The 20,738-nt window shown below is 72.1% G+C and carries 18 protein-coding genes; 7 read left to right on the top strand and 11 right to left on the bottom strand.

The window, feature by feature from the left end; translation table 11 throughout:
- Window positions 1–103: 103 nt before the first annotated feature.
- From ACFRU2_RS00650 to ACFRU2_RS00610, 9 genes are all read right to left on the bottom strand, one after another.
- A complete protein-coding gene (locus tag ACFRU2_RS00650; protein WP_382966394.1) occupies window positions 104–1,141 on the bottom strand; it encodes an aldo/keto reductase in 1,038 nt (345 codons plus the stop codon).
- Window positions 1,138–5,040 (bottom strand): ABC transporter ATP-binding protein, encoded by a 3,903-nt coding sequence (locus ACFRU2_RS00645; protein WP_382966393.1) that lies wholly within the window; start codon window positions 5,038–5,040, stop codon window positions 1,138–1,140. The genes ACFRU2_RS00650 and ACFRU2_RS00645 overlap by 4 nt, the downstream gene beginning before the upstream one ends.
- Complete coding sequence (locus ACFRU2_RS00640) at window positions 5,037–6,422, bottom strand: LLM class flavin-dependent oxidoreductase (RefSeq protein ID WP_382966392.1); 1,386 nt, start codon at window positions 6,420–6,422, stop codon at window positions 5,037–5,039. The genes ACFRU2_RS00645 and ACFRU2_RS00640 overlap by 4 nt, the downstream gene beginning before the upstream one ends.
- Window positions 6,406–7,230: an ABC transporter ATP-binding protein gene (locus tag ACFRU2_RS00635; RefSeq protein ID WP_382966391.1), complete on the bottom strand. Its 825-nt coding sequence runs from the start codon at window positions 7,228–7,230 to the stop codon at window positions 6,406–6,408. The genes ACFRU2_RS00640 and ACFRU2_RS00635 overlap by 17 nt, the downstream gene beginning before the upstream one ends.
- Window positions 7,206–8,156 (bottom strand): ABC transporter permease, encoded by a 951-nt coding sequence (locus ACFRU2_RS00630; RefSeq protein WP_382966390.1) that lies wholly within the window; start codon window positions 8,154–8,156, stop codon window positions 7,206–7,208. The genes ACFRU2_RS00635 and ACFRU2_RS00630 overlap by 25 nt, the downstream gene beginning before the upstream one ends.
- Window positions 8,153–9,217: an ABC transporter substrate-binding protein gene (locus ACFRU2_RS00625; protein WP_382966389.1), complete on the bottom strand. Its 1,065-nt coding sequence runs from the start codon at window positions 9,215–9,217 to the stop codon at window positions 8,153–8,155. Before ACFRU2_RS00625 ends, ACFRU2_RS00630 begins: the two co-directional genes overlap by 4 nt.
- A gap of 44 nt (window positions 9,218–9,261) precedes the next feature.
- Complete coding sequence (locus ACFRU2_RS00620) at window positions 9,262–9,768, bottom strand: flavin reductase family protein (protein WP_382966388.1); 507 nt, start codon at window positions 9,766–9,768, stop codon at window positions 9,262–9,264.
- A gap of 405 nt (window positions 9,769–10,173) precedes the next feature.
- Window positions 10,174–11,427: an ROK family protein gene (locus ACFRU2_RS00615; protein ID WP_382966387.1), complete on the bottom strand. Its 1,254-nt coding sequence runs from the start codon at window positions 11,425–11,427 to the stop codon at window positions 10,174–10,176.
- Window positions 11,428–11,972: 545 nt separating this feature from the next.
- Window positions 11,973–12,581 (bottom strand): TetR/AcrR family transcriptional regulator, encoded by a 609-nt coding sequence (locus tag ACFRU2_RS00610; protein WP_382966386.1) that lies wholly within the window; start codon window positions 12,579–12,581, stop codon window positions 11,973–11,975.
- A gap of 117 nt (window positions 12,582–12,698) precedes the next feature.
- Here ACFRU2_RS00610 and ACFRU2_RS00605 point away from each other — a divergent pair, with 117 nt between their 5' ends.
- The 4 genes from ACFRU2_RS00605 to ACFRU2_RS00590 all read left to right on the top strand — a co-directional run bounded on the left by ACFRU2_RS00605 (window position 12,699) and on the right by ACFRU2_RS00590 (window position 17,058).
- Window positions 12,699–13,331, top strand: a complete 633-nt coding sequence (locus tag ACFRU2_RS00605; protein WP_382966385.1) for an FMN-dependent NADH-azoreductase — start codon at window positions 12,699–12,701, stop codon at window positions 13,329–13,331.
- A gap of 431 nt (window positions 13,332–13,762) precedes the next feature.
- On the top strand, window positions 13,763–15,784 hold the full coding sequence (locus tag ACFRU2_RS00600) for an ATP-binding cassette domain-containing protein (RefSeq protein WP_382967786.1): 2,022 nt from the start codon (window positions 13,763–13,765) through the stop codon (window positions 15,782–15,784).
- Between the two features lie 129 nt (window positions 15,785–15,913).
- Window positions 15,914–16,321 carry a phosphotransferase family protein gene (locus ACFRU2_RS00595; protein WP_382966384.1) on the top strand — a complete coding sequence of 136 codons (408 nt, stop codon included), beginning with the start codon at window positions 15,914–15,916 and terminating at the stop codon, window positions 16,319–16,321.
- Between the two features lie 50 nt (window positions 16,322–16,371).
- Window positions 16,372–17,058 carry a class I SAM-dependent methyltransferase gene (locus tag ACFRU2_RS00590; RefSeq protein ID WP_382966383.1) on the top strand — a complete coding sequence of 229 codons (687 nt, stop codon included), beginning with the start codon at window positions 16,372–16,374 and terminating at the stop codon, window positions 17,056–17,058.
- Here the strand turns inward: ACFRU2_RS00590 and ACFRU2_RS00585 are convergent.
- Window positions 16,988–17,971 carry a LuxR C-terminal-related transcriptional regulator gene (locus ACFRU2_RS00585; protein ID WP_382966382.1) on the bottom strand — a complete coding sequence of 328 codons (984 nt, stop codon included), beginning with the start codon at window positions 17,969–17,971 and terminating at the stop codon, window positions 16,988–16,990. The two genes, ACFRU2_RS00590 and ACFRU2_RS00585, sit on opposite strands and share 71 nt — an antisense overlap.
- Window positions 17,972–18,102: 131 nt before the next feature.
- Complete coding sequence (locus ACFRU2_RS00580) at window positions 18,103–18,411, bottom strand: hypothetical protein (protein WP_382966381.1); 309 nt, start codon at window positions 18,409–18,411, stop codon at window positions 18,103–18,105.
- A gap of 448 nt (window positions 18,412–18,859) precedes the next feature.
- Here ACFRU2_RS00580 and ACFRU2_RS00575 point away from each other — a divergent pair, with 448 nt between their 5' ends.
- The 3 genes from ACFRU2_RS00575 to ACFRU2_RS00565 are packed head-to-tail and all read left to right on the top strand — an operon-like array spanning window position 18,860 to window position 20,669.
- The gene (locus tag ACFRU2_RS00575) at window positions 18,860–19,024 is read left to right on the top strand and encodes a hypothetical protein (RefSeq protein ID WP_382966380.1); all 165 of its coding nucleotides are present in this window, start codon (window positions 18,860–18,862) and stop codon (window positions 19,022–19,024) included.
- A gap of 20 nt (window positions 19,025–19,044) precedes the next feature.
- Window positions 19,045–19,824 (top strand): YqcI/YcgG family protein, encoded by a 780-nt coding sequence (locus ACFRU2_RS00570; RefSeq protein WP_382966379.1) that lies wholly within the window; start codon window positions 19,045–19,047, stop codon window positions 19,822–19,824.
- Window positions 19,821–20,669 carry an arginase family protein gene (locus ACFRU2_RS00565; RefSeq protein ID WP_382966378.1) on the top strand — a complete coding sequence of 283 codons (849 nt, stop codon included), beginning with the start codon at window positions 19,821–19,823 and terminating at the stop codon, window positions 20,667–20,669. Before ACFRU2_RS00570 ends, ACFRU2_RS00565 begins: the two co-directional genes overlap by 4 nt.
- Window positions 20,670–20,738 lie beyond the last annotated feature (69 nt).

Raw genomic sequence — 20,738 nt, 5'->3', positions numbered from 1 at the left:
GGGGAAAAAAAGGGTTGGGGGGCTGGGTTGCCCCCCCACAGAGGAAACACCCCCTGTGGGTCCCCCCCCCCCCCCGGGGGGGGGGGGGAGGCGCCCCGGCCGGTCAGGCGCGCGGGCGGCGGCGCAGCCGCGGGTCGGACAGTGCGGGCGGCACGTATCCGGCGTCGCGGGTGGACAGGTTGGTGCCCGGCGGCACGATCTTGTCGATGCGGTCGAGCACGTCCGCGCTGAGCCGCACCCGGTCGGCGCCCAGCTGGCTCTCCAGCTGCTCGAAGGTGCGCGGTCCGATGATGGCCGAGGTGACGGCGGGGTGCTCCAGGACGAAGGCCAGGGCGAGTTGCACCAGGGTCAGCCCCGCTTCCTCCGCCAGCTGGGCCAGCGCCTCGGCGGCGTCCAGCTTGGCCGCGTTCTCCGGGTCGGCGATGTCGAAGCGCTCCGCCTGCCGGTCGATCCGGCTGGAGGTGGGCTGGTCGGCGCCCTTGCGGTAGCGGCCGGACAGCCAGCCGCCGGCGAGCGGGCTCCAGCTGAGCACGCCCAGCCCGTACTGCTGGGCGACGGGCAGGACCTCGCGCTCGATGCCCCGGGCGAGCAGCGAGTACGGGGGCTGCTCGGTCACCACCCGTTCGCGGCCGCGGCGTTCGGCGAGCCACTGGCCCTCGACGATCGCGGAGGGCTCGAAGGTGGACGTGCCGATGTAGCGAATCTTGCCCTGGTGGACGAGGTCGCTGAGCGCGCCGAGCGTCTCATCGAAGTCGGTCTCGGGCTCGGGCCGGTGGACCTGGTAGAGGTCGATCCAGTCGGTGCCGAGCCGGCGCAGGCTGTTCTCCACTTCGCGGATGATCCAACGGCGGCTGTTGCCCTGCTCGTTGGGGTCCGAGCCGAGGCTGCCGTGGAACTTGGTGGCCAGCACCACGCCGTCCCGCCGGCCGCCGGCGAGGGCCTTCCCGACGATGGTCTCCGACTCCCCCGCCGAGTACACGTCGGCCGTGTCGACGAAGTTGATGCCCGAGTCGAGGGCCCGGTGGATGATCCGGACGCTGTCGTCGTGGTCGGTGTTGCCGCGGGCCCCGAACATCATGGTGCCGAGGGCGAGCGGGCTCACCTTGACGCCGGTGCGTCCGAGCAGGCGGTGGTCGGTCATCGTGCACTCCCGTTGACGAGTTGATCGGTGTGGGTGTCGGCCTGATCGGCATGGGTGTCGGCCGGACCCGGCGGGCGGACGTCGGCGCCGCCCGGGCGGTAGGCGTCCCACAGGCGCCGGTACGGCCCCTGTGCGGACAGCAGTTGGCTGTGGGTACCCGTCTCCACGACGGTCCCGGCGTCGAGCACCACCACGCGGTCCGCGCGGGCGGCCGTGGTGAGGCGGTGGGCCACCACCACGGTGGTGCGGCGCCGGGTGAGGGCCTCGACGGCGGCGGTGACCCGCCGTTCGGTGGCGAGGTCGAGCGATGCGGTCGCCTCGTCGAGCAACAGGATGTCGGGGTCGACCAGTTCGGCCCTGGCGAGGGCGAGCAGCTGGCGCTGGCCCGAGGACAGGCCCCGGCCGCGTTCCCCGATCTGCGTGAGGTAGCCGTGCGCGAGCGTGGCCACCATCGCGTGGGCTCCGACGGCCCGGGCCGCCGCTTCCACCTCGCTGTCGCTCGCCTCCGGGCGTCCGTAGGCGATGGCGTCGCGGACGCTGCCACCGAACAGGTGCGGCTCCTGCGGGACGATGCCCAGCCGGCGCCGGTAGTCCGTCAGGTCGAGTTCGCGCAGGTCGTGGCCGTCGACGCGGACGGCTCCGGACGCCGGGTCGTAGAACCGGGCCAGGAGTTTGACCACGGTCGACTTGCCCGCGCCCGTGGTCCCGACGAAGGCGACGGTCTCGCCCGGGGCGATGCGCAGCCCGATGCCGTGCAGCACGTTCCGGTCCGACCCGCCCGCGTAGTGGAAGGACACGTCGTCGAACTCGATCTCCCCGCGCAGTGCCGTGACGGGCCGCGGGGCGGCGGCCGGCGGTGTGCCGACGGGCATGCGCATCAGGCTGCGCAGCCGGTTCATGCCGATGACCGCCTGCTGGTACCCGTCGAAGACCGGGGACAGCTGCTGGATCGGGGCGAAGAACAGCTCGACGCAGAGCAGGAAGGCGATCAGGGTGCCCGCGGTCAGCTCGCCGGAGACGACCTGTCCTGCTCCGACGGCGAGGACGGCGGCCGTGGACAGGGTGCCGAGGAACTCGACGAAGGGGAAGAAGGTGCCCATGTACCGCTGTGCCCGCAGTCGGGACGTGCTGAACGCCCTGGCGAGGGCCGCGAACTCCGCGGCGTTGCGCTGTTCCCGGCGGAAGGCCTGGGTGATGCGCAGGGCGCCGACGTTCTCCTGGAGGTAGGCGTTGACCGCGCTGATCTGCTCGCGGGCCTCCAGGTACGCGGGGACCGAGTAGTGCCGGAAGAGGGCGGTCGCGACGATCAGCGGTGGCAGCGCCGCGAGCAGGACCAGAGCCAGCTGCGCGTCGATGACGAGCAGGGACACCAGGACCCCGAGGACCGTCAGCAGGCTGACGACCGCCGTGATGAGGCCGGTCTGGAGGAAGTTCGACACGGCGTCCACGTCGGTGGTCATCCGGGTCATGATCCGGCCCGCGGGTTCCCGCTCGTAGTAGTCGAGGCCGAGTCGCTGCAGCTGGGCGTACGTCTTGACCCGCAGGGTGTAGAGGAGTCGCTCGCCGGTGCGGCCGGTGGTGCGGACCTGGGTGACGCCGAGCAGCCAGTTGGCGGCGACGACCACGGCCGCGGCGGCGGCCGCCGCGAGCAGGATCCCCCTCGCGTGGCCGGTGACCCCGCTGTCGACGCCGTGGCGGACGAGTACGGGTACGGCGATCTGGGCGAGTGCGTCCAGGGCCACCAGCAGGAGCCCGCCGAGCAGCGGGACCCGGAAGGGGCGCAGCAGGGAGCCGAGGCGGAAGGCGGGGTCGCCCGCCACGGCCTGGGCGAGCGGGACGCCGGGCTCGGCGGCGGGCATCGGGGTCCTCGCTAGGGCGGCCAGCAGCTCGGGGGACGGCGGGGCGGAGCCGAGCACCCCGCTGCCGGGTCCGCCCCGGCCGGGGCCGGAGGCGGCGGCCTGGGCGAGGGCGTTCGCGGCGCGGACCGCGGTGGACTCGTGGTGTACGGGGCCTTCCCCGTCCGGCCGTCGCCACAGCTCCTCGGTGACTCCGCCGACGGGCACGCCGGCAGCGGGCGCGGCCCCGTCGGGGGCCTCGGTGTCCTCGGGGCGGCCGGTGGTGGACAGCAGGGACCGGAAGAGGGCCGAGCGGGCGCGCAGTTCGTCCGGCGTGCCGATGTCGGTGATCCGGCCGCCGTCCATCAGCGCGACGCGGTCGGCGAGCGCGAGGGTCGATTCGCGGTGGGCCACGATGAGGGTGGTGCGGCGGCGGCCGGCCTCCCCCAGGCCGGTGTGGATCTCCGCTTCGACCCGGGCGTCCAGGGCGGAGGTGGCGTCGTCCAGGACGAGCACGGCGGGGTCGATGAGCAGGGCGCGGGCGAGGGCGACCCGCTGGCGCTGGCCGCCGGAGAGCGTCAGCCCCTGTTCGCCGACGACCGTGTCGTATCCGTCGGGGAGCCGGTCGATGAACTCGTCGGCCCGGGCGAGCCGGGCGGCCTCGCGGACCTGGGCGTCGGTCGCGTCCGGGCTGCCGTAGGCGATGTTGGCGCGGATGGAATCCGACAGGAGGAGGCTCTCCTCGAAGACGAAGCCGATCCGGGACCGCAGGGAGGCCAGGCTGAGGGTCCGTACGTCGTGGCCTCCTACGGACACGGTGCCCGAGCCGGGGTCGTAGAACCGCGGCAGGAGCGCGGCGACCGTCGATTTGCCGCAGCCGGCCGGGCCGACGAGGGCGAGCGTCTCCCCCGGCCGCAGGTCCAGGCTGAAGCCGGACAGCAGGGGCGCGGCCTCGCCGTAGCCGAAGGTCACCTCGCGCCAGGACAGGGCCGGGGCGGCCGGTCCGAGGGGGCGGGCGCCGGGCGCGTCGTCGATCGCGGGTGCTTCGTCGATGATCTCCAGGACGCGTTCGGCGCCCGCCCGGGCCTGCTGCCAGACGGTGAGGAGGGTGGCGACCTGGCGCACGGGCGTGACGAGGGCGCCGAGGTAGGCGGTGAAGGCGAGGAACGTGCCCAGGGACAGGCGGCCGTCGATGGCGAGCCAGCCGCCGAGGGCGAGCACGGCCACCTGTCCGAGGGCCGGTACGGCTTGCAGTGCGGGGTTGTAGCGGCTGGTGAAGGCCACCACGCGCAGCCGGGAGGCGAAGAGCGCGCGGACGCGTTCCTCCAGTCCGCGCAGTTCGCGGTGCTCCTGGCCGAAGCCCTTGACCACGCGGACGCCGGTGACGGTGGCCTCGACGGTGGAGGCCACCTCGGCGGCCTCCTGCTGGGCGTGCCAGTTGGCGGGGAAGAGGGTGCGGCGGCTGTGCAGGGCGATCATCCACAGGGCCGGCCCGACGATCAGGGCGACCACGGTGAGGAGCGGCGAGAGCCACGCCATGAAGACGAGGGAGACGCCGAACATCAGCACGTTGCCGGTGAGGTTGGGCAGGAACTGGAGCAGGGTCTGGATGAGGGTGATGTCCGAGATGGACCTGCTCACGACCTCCCCGGTGCGCAGGTTGTCCTGCTGGGGCCCGCCGAACCGCAGCAGGGCGGCGAAGGCGTCGTTGCGCAGGTCGTACTGGACTGCGAGGGAGAGGCTCCCCGACCGGTAGCGGCGGACGAAGGCCGCCCCGAAGCGGACCGCCCCGAGGGCGCCGAGGAGCACGGTCCAGGGCGCGAGGGCCGCGCCGTCCGCGGCGGCGACGTCGTCGACGACGTGGCGCAGCACGAGCGGCAGCACGGCGGCGGCGACCGCGGCCACCGCGGCGGCTCCGAAGGCCAGCAGCAGGTCGGTGCGGTGGCGCAGGCAGTAGCCGACGAGGCGGCGCACCCAGCCGTCGGCCGGTGGTCCGCCGACGGGGCCGGCCGCCGCGGCGTGCGCGGAGGCCGGCTGCGTCGTGGCGGTGGGACAGCCCGTCACCGGGCCTCCACCAGGCCGATGCCGGGGTGGCCGGCGCGCACGGCGGAGCCGTCGGCCGGATGTCCGGCGGGGCGCGGGAGGCCGTAGTGCTCGCGCAGGGTCGTGCCGGTGTACTCGGTGCGGAACAGGCCGCGTTCCTGGAGGATCGGGACCACCTGGTCGACGAAGCGTTCCAGCCCCGAGGGCAGGATCGCCGGCATGATGTTGAAGCCGTCGGCGGCTCCGCTGTCGTACCAGTGCTCGATGGTGTCGGCGACCTGCTCGGCGGTGCCCGCGAAGGTGCGGTGCCCGCGGCCTCCGCCGAGGCGTCCGATCAGCTGCCGTACGGTCAGCCGTTCGCGGCGGGCCAGTTCCACGACGAGGGTGTAGCGGCTCTTGGCCCCCTCGATCTCGTCCTCGGTGGGGATGTCCTCGGGCAGTTCCGCGTCCAGGTCCAGGGCCTCCGGGGCGATGCCGATCCGCAGGGCCAGCTGACGCTTGGCGTACTCGGGGACGATGAGCCGGTCCAGTTCGGCGTCCAGCTCGCGGGCCTCGGCCTCGGTGTCCGCGATGACGGGGACGATGCCGGGAAGGATCTTGATGCCGTCCGGGTCCCGGCCGAGGGCGAGGGCGCGCCGTTTGACGTCCTTGTAGAAGGCGGTCGCCTCCTCGAGGGTCTGCTGTGCGGTGAACACCGCCTCGGCATAGCGTGCCGCGAAGTCCTTGCCGTCCTCGCTGGAGCCGGCCTGGACGAGGAGGGGGTGTCCCTGGGGGGAACGCTCCACGTTGAGCGGGCCGTCGACGCGGAAGAACTCGCCGCGGTGCTCGATGCGGCGGACCCGCTCGGCCAGGGTGTGGACCCCGGCCTCCTTGTCGGCGACGACGGCGTCGTCGGCCCAGCTGTCCCAGAGCTTCGTCGCGACGTCGACGAACTCGGCGGCCCGCCGGTAGCGGTCGTGGTGCAGCGGGGTGTCGTCGAGGCCGAAGTTGCGTGCGGCCTCGGCGCCGGCCGTGGTGACGATGTTCCACCCGGCACGGCCGTTCGAGACGTGGTCGAGGGAGGCGAACCTGCGGGCCAGGTTGAAGGGTTCGTTGTAGCTGGTGGAGGCGGTGGCGATCAGCCCGATCCGGCTGGTGACCGCGGCCAGCGCGGTCAGCAGGATGGTCGGCTCCAGCTTGCTGGAGGGCCGGCGTCCGGGGTCGCCCTGCAGGACGGGGCTGTCGGCGAGGAACACCGAGTCGAGCAGGCCGCGTTCGGCGATGCGGGCGAGGTTCTGGTAGTGCGCGATGCCGGTGCCGCCGTCGGCGGGGCTCTCGGGGAGCCGCCACGACGCCTCGTGGTGGCCCACCGACATCAGGAAGGCGTTGAGGTGGAGGGGCTTGCGCTCAGGCGTGCGTGACATCGGTCTCGTCCTTCTGTTGGTGGTGGTCGGTCGCGGCGGCGGGCGTCGGGTGCTCCGCCACGCCGAGGGCCGCGAGCAGGGTGTCCCGGTACTCCTGGAAGCCGGGGTGGCGCCGGCTCCGGGGGGTGGGCAGGTCGACGGCGAGGTCGAGGGAGATGCGGCCCTCGTCCAGTACGAGCACGCGGTCGGCCAGTTCCACCGCCTCGTCCACGTCGTGGGTGACGAGGAGCACGGCGGGCCGGTGGCGTACGTAGAGTTCGCGCAGAAGTCCGTGCATGCGGATCCGGGTCAGGGCGTCGAGGGCGCCGAACGGTTCGTCGGCCAGGAGCAGTTCGGGGTCGCTCACCAGGGCGCGGGCCAGGGCTGCGCGCTGCTGTTCGCCGCCGGACAGCTCATGGGACCAGGCGCGTTCCCGGCCTGCGAGTCCGACCTCGGCCAGGGCCCGGACTCCGCGTTCACGGACCCCGGGTCCGCGCAGTCCGAGGGTGACGTTGTCCAGCACCCGCAGCCAGGGCAGCAGGCGGGAGTCCTGGAAGGAGAGGGAGACCCGGTCGGGAACGGTCAGTTCGCCCGATCCGTCGACGTCGTGGTCGAGGCCGGCCACGGCGCGCAGCAGGGTCGACTTGCCGGAGCCGCTGCGGCCCAGGAGCGCCGTGAACTCGCCTGCTCCGAGGGTGAGATCGAGTTCCTTGAGGATGATCCGGTCGCCGAAGCGCCGGACCAGCCCGCGGGTGCGCACCGCGGCCGGGGCGAGGTCCCGTACCCGGGTGCCGGACCCGGCGGTCAGCCCGCCAGCGTGCGCCGCCATGACAGGGCCCTCCGTTCGATGGCGCGCACCAGTGCGTCGGAGGAGAAGCCGAAGATCCCGTAGGCCACGAGGCCGACGATGATCACGTCGGACTGGGCGTACTGCTGGGCCTGGAACATCATGTAGCCGATGCCGCTCGTGGCGTTGATCTGCTCGACGACGATCAGGCCGAGCCAGGCCGAGGTGACGCCGAGCCGCAGTCCGACGAAGAATCCGGGCAGGGAGCCCGGGAGGACCACCTTGCGCAGGAAACGCCACCGGCTCAGCCCGAGCACCTCGGCGAGTTCGACGTGGCGGTTGTCGATGCTGGTGAGCGACGCGTAGGTGTTGATGTACATGTTCACCGCGACGCCGAGGGCGATGACGGTGACCTTCATCTGCTCGCCGATGCCGAGCCAGAGGATGAGCAGGGGCAGCATCGCCAGTGACGGGATGGCGCGCTTGATCTGGAGCGGCCCGTCGACGAGGTACTCGCCGGTGCGGCTGAGTCCGGCGATCACGGCGGCCGATACACCCGCCAGGACGCCGAACAGCAGTCCGAGGCCTGCGCGTTGGAGCGAGATGAGCAGGTTGCCCTGCAGCCGGCCGTTCGTCACGAGATCGCCCGCGGTGGCGATCACGGTGCCGGGGCCGGAGAGGATGCGCGGGTCGAGGTAGCCGGCGGCGGACGCCGTCCACCAGACGGCGATGAGCAGCGCGGGCCCCAGGAGCCGGCCGAAGGGGACGCCGCGACCGGGGCTCAGCCGCCGGGTCGTGCGGCCGACGGGGCGCCGCCGTCCGAGACGGCGGCCCGGAGGCTCCGCCACGGCGCCGGTCACTTCCGCCGCAGCGGCGGTCCGTCCGGTTGCCGGGGTGGTCTCGGGACGGTCCGCCAGCGCCCCGGGGGCCGGTGCCTGTACGCGCAGGTCCGTCAGTGCCTCGCTCATGCTCCCTCCCGGAATCCGGCCGGGACGGCCGCGGCGGCGAGGCCCTCGAACCGCCGGTCGAACAGGGACTTGGCGTCGATCTTCGGCACGAAGCCGCCCTCGGCCATCAGGTCCGCGGTCTCCTGCTCCCACGCGATGGCGTTGTCCCACTTCACCGGGAACCGCGGCTTCGCGAGGGAGTCGACGATGCGCCTGCCGTCGGCCGGGGCGACGCCCTGGTCCTTGACGTAGTACGCGTCGATCCACTGGTCGGAGTTGTCCCACGCCCAGGCGACGCCCTGCGCCCAGAGCGTGACGTAGCTGCGTACGGCAGCCGCCTTGGCCGGGTCGTTCAGGACTTCCAGGGGCGCCCACAGGACCGTGAGCAGGTCGACGACCTCGGTCGGTATGCCGCGCGCGCCGTCCTTGCCGTACTGGGTCAGGTACTTGGTCAGGGTCGGTTCGCCCAGGGGCGCGACGTCGACCTGCTTCGACTGGAGTGCGGTGAGGAACTGGGTGCTCGGCAGCGCCACGAGCTGGACGTCGGAATGGGCGATCCCGGCCTTCTTCAGGGCCCGCAGGACGACCACGCCCTGGGCCTGCCCCTGGGAGAAGGCGATCTTCTTGCCCTTGAAGTCCGCTGCGGACGTGATGGACGAGCCGGGCGCGGTGGCGAACGTGTAGGTGGGCTTGGGGCGTTCCTGCACGGCGACGATCCGGGCCTTCACGCCGATGGCTTCGGCCTGGATCGGCGGAATTCCCGCATTGCTCGCGATGTCAATCGAGCGCGCCCGGAATCCCTGGATGATGTCGGGGCCCGCGCTGAGATTGACCCACGAGGAGACTTTGAAGGGAAGGTTCTTGTCGAGTCCGGACGTGGCCAGTTGGATCTGCGAGGTGCGCACGGCCACGGTCAGGGAAGTTCCGGCGGGCGGCGGCCCGGTGGGAAGCTCGCCCACGAGTTCGGAATGGGCGGCGTTCGTGGTCTGGGGGGCGCATCCGGCGGCAGCCAGAAATGCGCTGCCGGCGAGCGTGAGGAATCCTCTGCGCCCCAAGCGGGGAGGGGAAGTGCGGGAGGGCATGGACGTTCCTGTTCTCATGACGGGGAAGCGACGGTCGCCGGGGTTCACAGGGACTGGTAGGAGCCGTTGTGGAAGAGCAGGGGCCGGCCGCCCTCGGCCTGCCAGGCCTCGACGACCCGCGCCACGACGATGTGCGCGTCCCCCGCGGGTACGAGCTGTTCGACTGCGAGACGGAGCCAGCCCGTGACCCCGTCGAGGACCGGCTCTCCCCCGGGCAACCGGTGCCACCGGGTCGGGGCGGCGAAGCGGTCGATGCCGCTGGTCGCGAAGCGCCTGGCCAGGCCCTCCTGGGCGGCGTCGAGGAAGTTGACCACGACCGACTCGGCCCGCTCCAGGTGCGGCCACGAGGAGGAGCTCTTCGCGATGCCGAAGGAGACGAGGGGCGGGTCGAGCGACACCGAGGCCAGGGAGGTTGCCGTGAAGCCGACCGGGCCCGCCCCGGAGTCGGCCGTGACCACCACGACACCGCCCGGGTAGGCGCGGAAGATCTGCTTGAAGCGGGCCGGCTCGACCAGGCCCACCGCCGGATGCGAGGACAAAGAAATGCTCAAGATTCCCCCAGGGTGAATGGTGCCGCGCGCTTCGTTTCCGTGGTGCGGCGCCCGCCGGAAACGGCGGTGCGGAAAAGGGCAGCAGGAAGCGGGTTACGGCGAAATGGGCGCGGCGGGGCACGGACCGGCGAGGAACCGGCCGACCTCTGGAATGCCGCGGAAGGCGTACGCAAGAAGAGGAAGAGGAAGAAAAGCGCAGCGCGTCAGGACGGCGAGGGAAGCGCCGCCGGCTCTCGTGTCAACGACAACAGGAGCGGTGCGCGTACCGTCGGTTCCTCTGCGGGCTGTTCATGAATCCAGTCTCCCTTTCGGGGGACGACCCGGTCAACAATGCAACTTTCTGAATTAAGTCGGTTTCCGGAAGCACCCCGGAGGCCGCCCCGGGAAGCCACTCCCGGAGACCGGTCAGGAGACGGCGGCCAGTGCGGGCCACGGACCGAGCGGGTCGTCGTGCAGGGCGCCCAGGGCGACGGCCGCACCCGCCGTGGCGAGCACCGAGCCCGTGAAGCTGCTCGGTACGACGGACCGGGCGGCGTCGTCACAGACCAGGGACCGCGCCTGAACCTCCGCCCGCAACTCCTCCATGCACGCGGGCAGTCGGCCCGTACCCGGTTCGACCACGACGAGCACCTCGGGGTCGAACATGTCCAGCAGCACCGCGGCCGCCCGGCCCGTGAGCCTGGCCCGCTGCCGGAACAGCTCCACCGCCACGGGATCCCCCTCGACGGCGAGGTCGAGCAGTTCGGCGAACCTCGTGACGGGCAGGCCCCGTTCGACGGCCCGGCGCACCATGGCCGGCTCCGAGACCTCGGACTGGAGGCAGCCGGCCGTACCGCAGGTGCAGCACGCTCCGGCGGAGGCGGTGCCCACCGGCAGGTGCGCCACGTTGCCCGCGCCGAAGCGCGGTCCCTGGTGCACGGCGCCCGCGGTGACGAACGCCGCGTCGACCACGTTCCCGACGAACAGCACGACGGCGCTGCGCCGGGTACCCACGTCGCCGAAGAGCTGCTCGGCGCGCGCCAGGGCCCGCGAATGGCTGTCGAGGTACACCGGCACGCCGGTCGCCCCGGCGAGTTCGTCCCGTACGGGGACGCCCCGCCAGTCCAGTTGGGGGTGGTGCACCACGGTGCCTGCTTCGGGGTCGACCCAGTGCCCGGTGGCGACGCCTAGGGCCAGTGCCGTGCGACCGGACCCGTGCGCGGCCAGCAGCCGGGGCAGTCCGGCCGCCACCCGGGCGAGCACCTGCCCGGGTTCGCTGCCCTCGTGCGGCCGGCGCTCCTGCGCGACGATCCGCCCGGTCAGGTCCATCAGGGAGAGCGTCACGTGGGGAACCGCGATGTGCGCCCCGGCGACGAGGAAGCGGCTGGTGTCGATCTCCACCGGGATGAACGGGCGGCCCAGCCCCCGAGGGCCCGCCGTCTCGGGGCCCTCCCTGACCAGCCCCCGGTCCAGCAGCGCCCCGCAGTGCCCGCTGACCGACGCGGGCGAGAGTCCGGTGAGCCGGGCGATGGTGCTGCGGGCGACGGGACCGTGGTCGAGGACGGCGCCCAGCACCGCTCCGGTACCGGACACCCTCCGCAGCGGGTTCGCACCGGCCGGCGGGATGTCGGAACGGCGCAGTGGAGCGAGGCGGTCGGCTGAGGTCTTCGATCTGTCCACGGGGGCCTTCCAGGTCCTGTGCGGTGGCACGCGACGCCCGGGCGCCGGGACCGGCTCGTGACGGGGCGGCCGGCTCCGGGCAGGGGCGTGCGCGGGAAGCTCCACGGAGGGAGCACTGTTCACCAGAACGCGGGGACGCTGCGGGAGTTCAGGCTCCGGCCCCGCCGACGGGCAGGACGAAGACGAGGGATCCGCGCGGTCGCCGTACGGTCAGGACCACTGACACGCGGCGGAGCAGACACGCTTCAGGTCGACGTGACCTCGTGTCGTCAGAAGCGCGGATCGGTACATGGCGCGCAACATAGCCGGGGCGGCGCGAGCCGGTCAATCGCCCGCCCGCACCGTGGACGACCCTCCGCCGCACCCCGCCCGCAACCGCGGGACCGGAAATCCCCGGCGAACACCGGGCGACGGCCCGCCCCGCCGCCCGACTGCCGGGGCGTCACCCCGGGGACGGCCGACACGACATCGGCATGAGCCGTACATGTTCCGCTCGTACCGCGCACTGGTGCGGGTGCTCCTCGACGGGGCCCCGGCGCCGCCGCTCAGCTGCGGCAGACGCGTTCCACCAGGTCCTGCCAGGCCTCGGCCATGCGGTCGACGTGGTCGGTGGGCTCTTCCTGCGGGGAAGCCGTCAGGTAGAGCAGGAAGGGGCCTTCGAGGGCGGCGGTGAGCTGTACGGCCAGCATGTCGAGGTCCGCGCCGTGGAGTTCCGCCTGCCCGAGCAGCATGCGGATGTGGACCCGCGAGATGGTGCCCTCGCCGGCCGGTACCGGCTGGGATCCGTCCAGGGCGGCGCGGGCGACGGCGTAGTGCCTCAGTTGGAAGTCGATCCGGGTCCGGCCGTAGGCGACCAGCCGCTCCACGGGGCCCGCTCCGGGGCCCAGCGGCGCAGGACCGGACAGCACCTGTTCCTGGAGGGCGCGTTCGTCGTCGTCCAGCAGGGCCTGGAAGATGCCCGCCCTGCTGCCGAACCTCCGGAACACCGTTCCCTTGCCCAGACCGGAACGCTCGGCCAGGCCGTCCATCGTCAGCTTCTCCACGCCCTGTTCGGCGATCAGTTCGCGGGCGGTGGACAGCAGCAGAAGACGGTTGCGCACGGCGTCGGCACGCTCGGCGCGGGGCGCTCCCACCGGCAGGACGAATCGATTCACAGCATCCACGCTACATCGGGAATGCTAAACGGGGTAAAGTCCGTTTACGCTGATGCGCGAATGCACCGCTGCCATGCCGCCGGGACGAACATCCCGCTGACCTGTGGAGATACAGTCATGAGCTTGCTGCGCCTGGATTTCAGCCTCTTCCCCGACGCCTCGGCCGGCGCCGAGATCGCCGACCTGGTGGAGGCCGAGTGGACCGCCGCCCACCCCGGTGAGCCCGTCGTACGCCGACGCCCGGGTACCGACCCGCTTCCCTCCGACGCCTGGGCGCTGGCCACCACCGCCGCCTCCACGCCCGAACCCGACCGCACCGCCGCCCAGCGCGAAGCCCTCGCCCTGGCCACCCGCCTGGCCGGGGAGTTGACCGGCGCGGACGCGGTCGTACTGGCCGCACCGCTGTACAACTACGGGGTTTCCCAGCACTTCAAGACCTGGGTCGACCTGGTCATCACCGGAGCCGGCGGCCCCAACCCGATCCTGGAAGGAACACCCACCGTGCTGGTCACCGTACGGGGCGGCGGTTACGGCCCCGGCGCCCCGCGGCACGGCTGGGACCACTCCACCGCCTACCTCACCCGCATCCTGGCCGACGTGTTCCGGGCCGACCTGACCGTCATCGAACGCGAGCTCACCCTCGCCGCGACCACCCCGGGCATGGAAGCCCTCCGCGACGAGGCCTCCCGGATCCACAAGGAGGCCCTGGCCGCGGCCCGCACGACCAGCCTCACCCCGACCGCCGGATAACGGCCCGACGCACCCACCCGCGCTTCCAAGCAGGGCCCCCGGATCATCCGGGGGCCCTGCCTGCGTTCCACGGGAACCTGATCCTCGTAACCCCACCCGTCACACGTGTATCAACACCGGCGTTTCGGCCAGCGCCCTCCGGGGCGGGACCCGCACGCCTCAAGGGTGGATGCACCCTGCACGAGCAGCCTTCCGCGCTCCTGTACGGGATCCGCTTCGTCTCAAACACGCGTGTTCGATCCGGTGCCCCAGGTCGTTGACCCCGGCACCATCACGTGAACACAACACACCGCGCAGCGAATGCAGTTGACCTCATCCGGCAGCGCAGGCACATCCTTGGGCAGCCGGGCTCCACCATCGAGAGGTATCCCCATGACGCCCGCTCGTTCCGAACTCCTCGACCTCGTCCGACAGGAAGCGGGGTGGACCGTATGACCGGCCGGCCACAGGCCGACGAAGAGTCCTCCGCGCTGGACGACGAATCCTCCGTGGTGTCGGAGTCGGAACGACTGCTGTTCGGCGGGGAGCTGGCGTACGACGTCGGCTGGGAACGGCACGAAGGCGCCTGGCTGAAGCTCGGCCTCGTGACCATGGCCAAGGCCTTGCCCCGTATGGTCGGCACCGGACTGAAGCTCGCGCACCTCGCCGACGCACGCGCCCTGCGCGTGGTGCTCGGCGCCGAGGTCGGGCGGGGTGTCGCCCAGGCGGTCGGTCTGGTCGCGGTCAACGGCGTACTGGGCCACGTGCTGGCCGGCGGCACGACCAACCAGCGCCTGGCCCAGGCCGTACCCTCGCTCGTGCTGGTCGCGGTCACGGCGTTGCTGGGTTCGCTGCTGCGCTCCGCGTCGACGGCGGCCACCGGCGAGCTCGAACCCAAGGTCCAGCGCGTCGCCACGGAACGGTACCTGGGACTGGTGCACCGGGTGGAGCTCGCGGCGATCGAGGACGACGAGTTCCACCGGCTGCTGGACGCGGCCCGCTACGGGGCCGACTCCGCCCGCCGGATGATCCGGTACTGCACCAACACGTTGAACTCCGGGATCTCCCTGATCGCGGCCGCCGGTGTGCTCACGGTGCTGCACGTCGCGCTCCTGCCCCTTCTCGTCCTGATGACCCTGCCGAGCGCGTGGAGTTCGCTGACGATCTCCAAGCAGCGCTACATCAGCTTCCACACCTTCGTGCAGCACGCGCGGGCCGGACACCTGCTGGGGCAGCTGCTGACCCAGCGGGAGGCCGCCGCCGAGGTCCGGGTCCACGAGGTCGGCCCCTTCCTCCTCGGCCACTTCCGGCAGATGGCCGAGACCAGCGAGCGCGAGCAGACCCGCCTGGCCCGCAACGCCGCCAGGATCGGGCTGATCGCGGACGGTGCTTCCGGGGCCGCGACCCTCCTCACGTACGGGGCGCTGGGGCTGCTGCTGTGGAGCGGCCGGATGGACCTGGCGGTCGCGGGCACCGCGGTGCTCGCCATCCGCGCCGGCTCCTCCAGCCTCGACGGCCTGGTCCTGCAGATGGCGGACCTGCACCAGGAGTCGCTCTTCGTCGCCGACTACGAGCGGCTGTGCACGGAGGCCGAGGCGCGCGCGATCCCGGAAACCGGAGAGGACCTGCCCGAACAGGTGCGGGAAGTCCGCTTCGAGAAGGTCACGTTCACCTACCCGGGCTCCGGCGGCGAGACCCCGGATCCGACCCTGCGCGAGGTGTCCCTGTCCTTCCCGATGGGCAAGGTCATCGCCTTGGTCGGGGCCAACGGCTCGGGCAAGTCCACCGTCGTCAAACTCCTGGCCGGCCTGCACCTTCCCGACGAGGGAGGCGGCACGATCTGGTGGGACGACGTGGACGCCGCCAAGGCCGACCGAGGACAGATCTTCGCCCGCATCGCCCTCATGTCGCAGTCCTTCTTCCGGTGGCCGTTCACGGTGCGGGTCAACATCGGCATCGGCCGGCCCACCGTGCCCATCGAGGACGCAGCGGTGCAGGACGCGGCGGCCTTCTCCGGCGCCGACAAGTTCATCGCGGCACTGCCCCGGGGCTTCGGCACGCTCCTGGGCCGGGGATACAAGGGCGGGCGCGAGGCGTCCGGCGGAGAATGGCAGCTGACGGGCATCAGCCGCGCCTGGTACAAACGCGCCGGGATCCTGGTGGTCGACGAGCCCACCAGCGCTCTGGACGCGGTCGCCGAGCAGCGGGTCTTCGATCAGATCCGCGCGCTTGCCGCGACCGGCCAGACGATCATCTTCATCACCCACCGACTGCATTCGGTGCGGCAGGCCGACGTCATCCACGTCATGAAGGACGGCCGGCTCGCCGAGTCCGGGACGTTCTCGGAGCTCATGGACGAGGCCACCGGCACGGGGGACTTCAGGGATTCCTACCTGATCCAGGCGGCCGCGTTCGCGGAAACCCTGCCCGCCCAGCGTGCCCCCGCCGCGGACGGCCCCGAGGCGGCGCGATGAACGGCGGGGCCCGGCACACGGTGCCGGTCGACGTCACCGCGGCCGTCACCGTCCACCACCGCCCTCCCGTCGGCACCGACTCCCCATCTGGAGGAGGCCGGGCCGCACCTGGCCGCCGGGGACGAGGGGGTGGTCCTCGCCTTGGCCGGGATGTACGTGGAGCTCCCGCGGCCCGCAGCGGTGCCGACGCACGGGGACCTGCAGTACCGCAACGTCCTCCTCGCCGACGACGGCGCGCTGCGCCTGCTCGACTTCGAGCGGTCGGAGTACGGCACCGTCACGCGGGACATGGTCCGCCTGAGCGACACCTGGACCGGCCGGCCCGACCTGCGCGCCGCGTTCCTCGACGGGTACGGCAGAGCCCTCACGCCCGCCGAGGATCTCCGCCTGGGCTGCGAGACGGCCTTCGACGCGGTGTCCGGCTTCGCTTACGGCCACGCCCACGACGACCCCGAACTCGCCGAACGCGGCCGCCGCACCCTGCTCCGGCTCCGGCTCCGGCTCCGGCTCCGGCTCCGAGCCACCGGGCATCCGTAGCCCGCCACGGGCCGCTCGTGAACACCGACACGAAAGGGAACACCTCCCCGATGAAGCAGGCACCCACCGCGCAGGACTGGCACGCCCACTACGCAGCCGGCCGGGACTTCCGGCCGCTGTCCGACACCGAGCAGGCCATCCTCCGCGAGCGGCTGGCCCCGCCCGACGGCGCCGAGGTTCCGAGGGCCATGGAGGTGGCGTGCGGAACCGGGGAGCTGGCCCGCCTCCTCGCCGGTCTCGGCTACCTGGTCGACGCGGTGGACTTCGCCGAGGCGGCGCTCGAACGCGCGGCCGCGACCTCGGCCGCGACCTCGACTTCCGGGATCGCCTACCACTGCTGCGACGTCACGGCCGGGGACATCGGCGCGCTCCCCGCCCACGACAGCCGGACCTACGAGGTCATCACCCTCCGCCGGGCCGTGGCGCACCTGCCCGACCGCACCCGGACCGTCGCCGAGCTCGCCGGTCTGCTCGCCCCTGACGGGATCCTGTGCGTCATCACCCCGCACGCCGACCGGCAGCCCGCGCACCTGCGCGGGATCAGTCTGGACGACGCCGAGATCGACCTGCTCACCGACGGCTGGGAGCACACCGACCGCATCGAGGCCGGCAACTCCACCGTCCTGCTGCTGCGCGGACCCAAGTCCACCACCCCACCGGCCCCGGTCAGAGAAGGCCGAGTTCCCCGACGCGCAGGCCTGCCTGGAACCGGCTCTTCGCGCCCAGCCGCTCCATGAGCTTGGCGGTGATCCGGCGGGTGGTCCGCAGCGAGACCCCGAGGCGCAGGGCCACCGCCTCGTCGGTCAGCCCCTGCGCGAGGAGCTTGAGGACCTCGCGCTCTTGGCGGCCGAGGTCCTCGCCGTCCACCGGGACCGACTCCATCAGGGGGGTCCCGGTGGCCCACAGGTGGTCGAAGAGCGCGCACAGAGCGGCGACCGTCCCGGGACCGCGGAGCAGGACCGCGCCCTCCTCACTCCGTTCGGGGTTGGCCGGCACCAGGGCCGAGGTCCGATCGGTGATGATCATGCGCAGCGGGAGCGCGGCCACGGTCCGCGTCTGCCCGCCCCTCGCGTTGAGCCACCGGGCGTACTCGACGCTCGGCGGATGGCTGCGGACGCTGTCGACGTACAGGGTGCGCAGCCGCACGCCGCGTTCGAGGAGAGCCTCGTCCAGCGGCTTGGCCGCTTCGAGGTTCTGCTCCGTCTGCGCCCCGCCGGGTGAGAGCGCCGAGAGCTCCTCGCGGACGTCCTCGACGAGCTCCGCCAGCCGCGCCCGTACCGCTTCGACGCCGATCAGGTGCTCGACGTGGGGGTGTTCGCGCGTGCCGTGAAGGTGGGCGAACCGGGCGATCAGTGTGGCCGCCGCGGCCCGGCTGCGCTCGATCTGGTGCTGACGCTCCAGCAGTTCGGCTTGCTGCCGAGCCAGTAGGGCCTCCAGGCCGTACTCGGGGCTGATCACCTGCACCGGGCTGCCCCCGTCGACGGGCGGGCGCAGCAGGGAGAGCGAGGCGAGCCGGTCCATGGCGGCGCGCACCTCGGCCGGGTCGGATCCCGTCTGGGCGGCGATCTTGTCCAAGGTCATGTCGGGACTGGACAGCATCAGCTGATAGGTGCGCTCGGCCAGTTCGTCGAGCCCAAGTGATTCGAGCATGCTGCCTGTTCCCCTTCGACGGTGGAACCGATGATGCTCGAATCGGCCGGGAATGGATCGTGCCGTCCTGTCGAGGGCCGCTGTTTCGATGCGCCACAGTGGACAGGACGGCGTACAGGATTCCCGTCGGTTCAGGGGAGGTCCGGGGCGCGCCGCCCCGTGTAGTACTCCGCCACCAGACCGGGCCAGACCGCGGACACGGTCCACTCGTCCGTGAGGACGGACCAACAGGCCTCGCAGGCCTGGGATTCGGCCTCCGCCAGGGTCCGGGCCCGGACGAACGCGGTCAGGACCGCCGTCCCGGGCTCCGGTCCGCCGTGCGTCGTCAGGTGCTCGATCCCGGCCGCCGCCAGGGCGGTCGCGTGGCGGGAGGGATCGACCGTCGGCGGATCGGGGAGCAGTCCGTGATCCGCCCGGAGCAGCAGGTGGATCAGGTACACGGCGATCGGCCCGTCTGCCGGCCGGCGACGAGCGACCGGGTGCCCGGGTGCAACGGCCCGGAGCGAGAGGTCGGGATCAAGGCGGAACAACTCCAAGGCGGTTCGGGGTCCGTGGGGACCGGGAACCTGGGCGGGCTCCCGCGACGCGATGCCGGACCGTGCGGGGGTGGGGGGCGGCGAAGGAACGCGCCCCTTCGAAGGCTGCCTTCCCGGCGGCCGGTCTGTACACCGTCCGGCGGTTCAGGTTGGTGACAGTGGCACTGCCCTGCCAGCAGCCCGTGCGGTGGCAGGCTGCGGCCCAGTCACCAGGCTGCCGCTCGAATCCATGGCGGACGCGCATTCGCATCGGCCACGATGGGACCCACCGGCCGACAAGGCCCCTCGGAAAGAGCGGGGAGAGGCCGGTTCTCGATTCGATCCCCCGTTCTCTCTTTTCTTTGGAGTTTCCATGAACCGCTTCGCCATGCTCGCTTGCGGACTGCTCGCCATTCTGGGATTCGCCGCGACCACCGAGTTCCCCGACACCACGACCCGGCTCACGGCCGATCCCGCGGTGGCGGTGACGGCGCCGGTCGATCCCGCGCCGAAGGGGGATTCGGCCGGATGGCAGTGACCGGGAATCCGCATTCCGTCATGGTGAACACGTCAACGAAGAGAATCGCCCTGATCTCCCAGGAACACGTCGAGGAGATCGGTACGGACTGGCATCGGGACGCCCTGCGCGAAGTGGCGTCCCGGCTCGAAGACCCGGGCTTCCCCTGCGTCTTCTCGAAGAACGCGCTGCGCAAGCAGCTGCTGAGGTTCGTCTTCGTGGAGAACGGCGACGCCGGCGGCATCCGGCACCTGGCGCAGGGGCTCAAGGAGTACGTAGAGCTCTCCAGGGAGTGGGACGGCAAGCTCGACACGGCGTATCCGCTGGTCGTCGTGTTCTCGGCCGGGGCGGTCGAGGGCCGTCGCACGGAGGACCACCACGCCTTCGGTTGGAAGGTCCTCCAGGGACTGCACGAAATCGACTCGGCGCCCTGGCCCGCGGACGTCGACCGGGATCCGAGTTCCCCGGGCTGGTCCATGTGCTTCGACGGAATGCCGCTGTTCTGCAACATGAGCAGCCCGGCGCACCGGAAACGCCGCAGCCGCAATCTCGGAGAGCGCTTCGTCATGGTGGTCAATCCGCGGGAGCGTTTCGACGTGTTCGCCGGTGACACACCGAGCGGCCGGAAGGTCCGCGCCAACATACGCGGCCGGATCGATCGGTACGACGAGATCCCGCATGCCCCGCAACTCGGCTCCTACGGAGCCGGCGCACTCGAATGGTTCCAGTACGGCCTTGACGACGAGAACGCCGAGCAGACGGACAGCTGCCCGTTCGCGTTCCGTCGCACCGGGCCGGCCGAGGAAAGGAATTCCCCGTGAATATCGACATGAATACCGACATGAAGATCGACCTCATTGTTTCCCAGGGCCGGGTGGCCGACCGCGTACCGCGGATGATCGAGGGCGCGGCCCTGGTGGCACGGGCCCTGGAGGAGCGCTACGGACTCCTGGGCCGGGCGATCGGCACCTTCGCGCCGCCCGCCGACGACGACTGGAGCGTGAGCCTGCCCCAGGCGAGGGAGACCCTGCTCGGACTGGGCACGGCGGTCACCGAGAGCCTGGGGGCAGGCCGGCTCCCGGTGCTGATCTCCAACACCTGCTCGGCCAGTATCGCCACCCTGCCCGCCGTGGCGCGGGAACGCCCGGACGCCGTGGTGCTGTACATCGATGCCCACGGGGACTTCAACACGCCGGAGACGACCGGCACCGGCTACCTCGGGGGCATGGTCCTCGCGGCCGCGTGCGGACTCTGGGACAGCGGCCACGGCTCCGGTCTCCGGCCCGGGCAGGCCGTCCTGGTCGGCGCCCGGGACATCGACGAGCCCGAGCGCGACCTGCTCGCGCAGACCGGCGTCCGCGTCATCCCCCCGGCGGAGGTGACCGGGGAGAGCATCCTGCGCGCAGTCGGCGGGGCACCGGTGTGGATCCACATCGACTGGGACGTACTCGACCCGGAAACCGCCGTGCCGGCCGAATACGTCGTCCCGGGCGGCCTGTTCGAGTCCCAGATCCGGGCGGTCTTCGAGGCAATCCCTCGGGATCAGCTGGTCGGGGTCGAGCTGGCCGAGTTCAACGCCCCGCTGGACGAGGAGATTTCCGAGGCCGCGGTCGCCGCGATCCTCGACATGGTCGCTCCCGCCTTCGAGGACGTACGGGCCCCATAGCCGGCCCTCCTCGAGACCTGCCCGGCATCCAGCCCCGGCCACGCCCGCCCTGCCAAGCCAAGCCACGCC

It is taken from the genome of Streptomyces sp. NPDC056883 (assembly GCF_042788835.1).
Classification (GTDB): domain Bacteria; phylum Actinomycetota; class Actinomycetes; order Streptomycetales; family Streptomycetaceae; genus Streptomyces; species Streptomyces stoeckheimensis.
The sequence above is the reverse complement of the archived record's forward strand: the minus strand, read 5'-3'. Positions and strand labels throughout refer to the sequence as shown.

Coding starts and splice junctions, on each gene's coding strand:
- ACFRU2_RS00650 (WP_382966394.1), bottom strand. CDS start 1,141: ATGACCGACCACCGCCTGCTCGGACGCACCGGCGTCAAGGTGAGCCCG.
- ACFRU2_RS00640 (WP_382966392.1), bottom strand. CDS start 6,422: ATGTCACGCACGCCTGAGCGCAAGCCCCTCCACCTCAACGCCTTCCTG.
- ACFRU2_RS00635 (WP_382966391.1), bottom strand. CDS start 7,230: ATGGCGGCGCACGCTGGCGGGCTGACCGCCGGGTCCGGCACCCGGGTA.
- ACFRU2_RS00630 (WP_382966390.1), bottom strand. CDS start 8,156: ATGAGCGAGGCACTGACGGACCTGCGCGTACAGGCACCGGCCCCCGGG.
- ACFRU2_RS00625 (WP_382966389.1), bottom strand. CDS start 9,217: ATGCCCTCCCGCACTTCCCCTCCCCGCTTGGGGCGCAGAGGATTCCTC.
- ACFRU2_RS00605 (WP_382966385.1), top strand. CDS start 12,699: ATGAGCTTGCTGCGCCTGGATTTCAGCCTCTTCCCCGACGCCTCGGCC.
- ACFRU2_RS00600 (WP_382967786.1), top strand. CDS start 13,763: ATGACCGGCCGGCCACAGGCCGACGAAGAGTCCTCCGCGCTGGACGAC.
- ACFRU2_RS00590 (WP_382966383.1), top strand. CDS start 16,372: ATGAAGCAGGCACCCACCGCGCAGGACTGGCACGCCCACTACGCAGCC.
- ACFRU2_RS00585 (WP_382966382.1), bottom strand. CDS start 17,971: ATGCTCGAATCACTTGGGCTCGACGAACTGGCCGAGCGCACCTATCAG.
- ACFRU2_RS00575 (WP_382966380.1), top strand. CDS start 18,860: ATGAACCGCTTCGCCATGCTCGCTTGCGGACTGCTCGCCATTCTGGGA.
- ACFRU2_RS00570 (WP_382966379.1), top strand. CDS start 19,045: ATGGTGAACACGTCAACGAAGAGAATCGCCCTGATCTCCCAGGAACAC.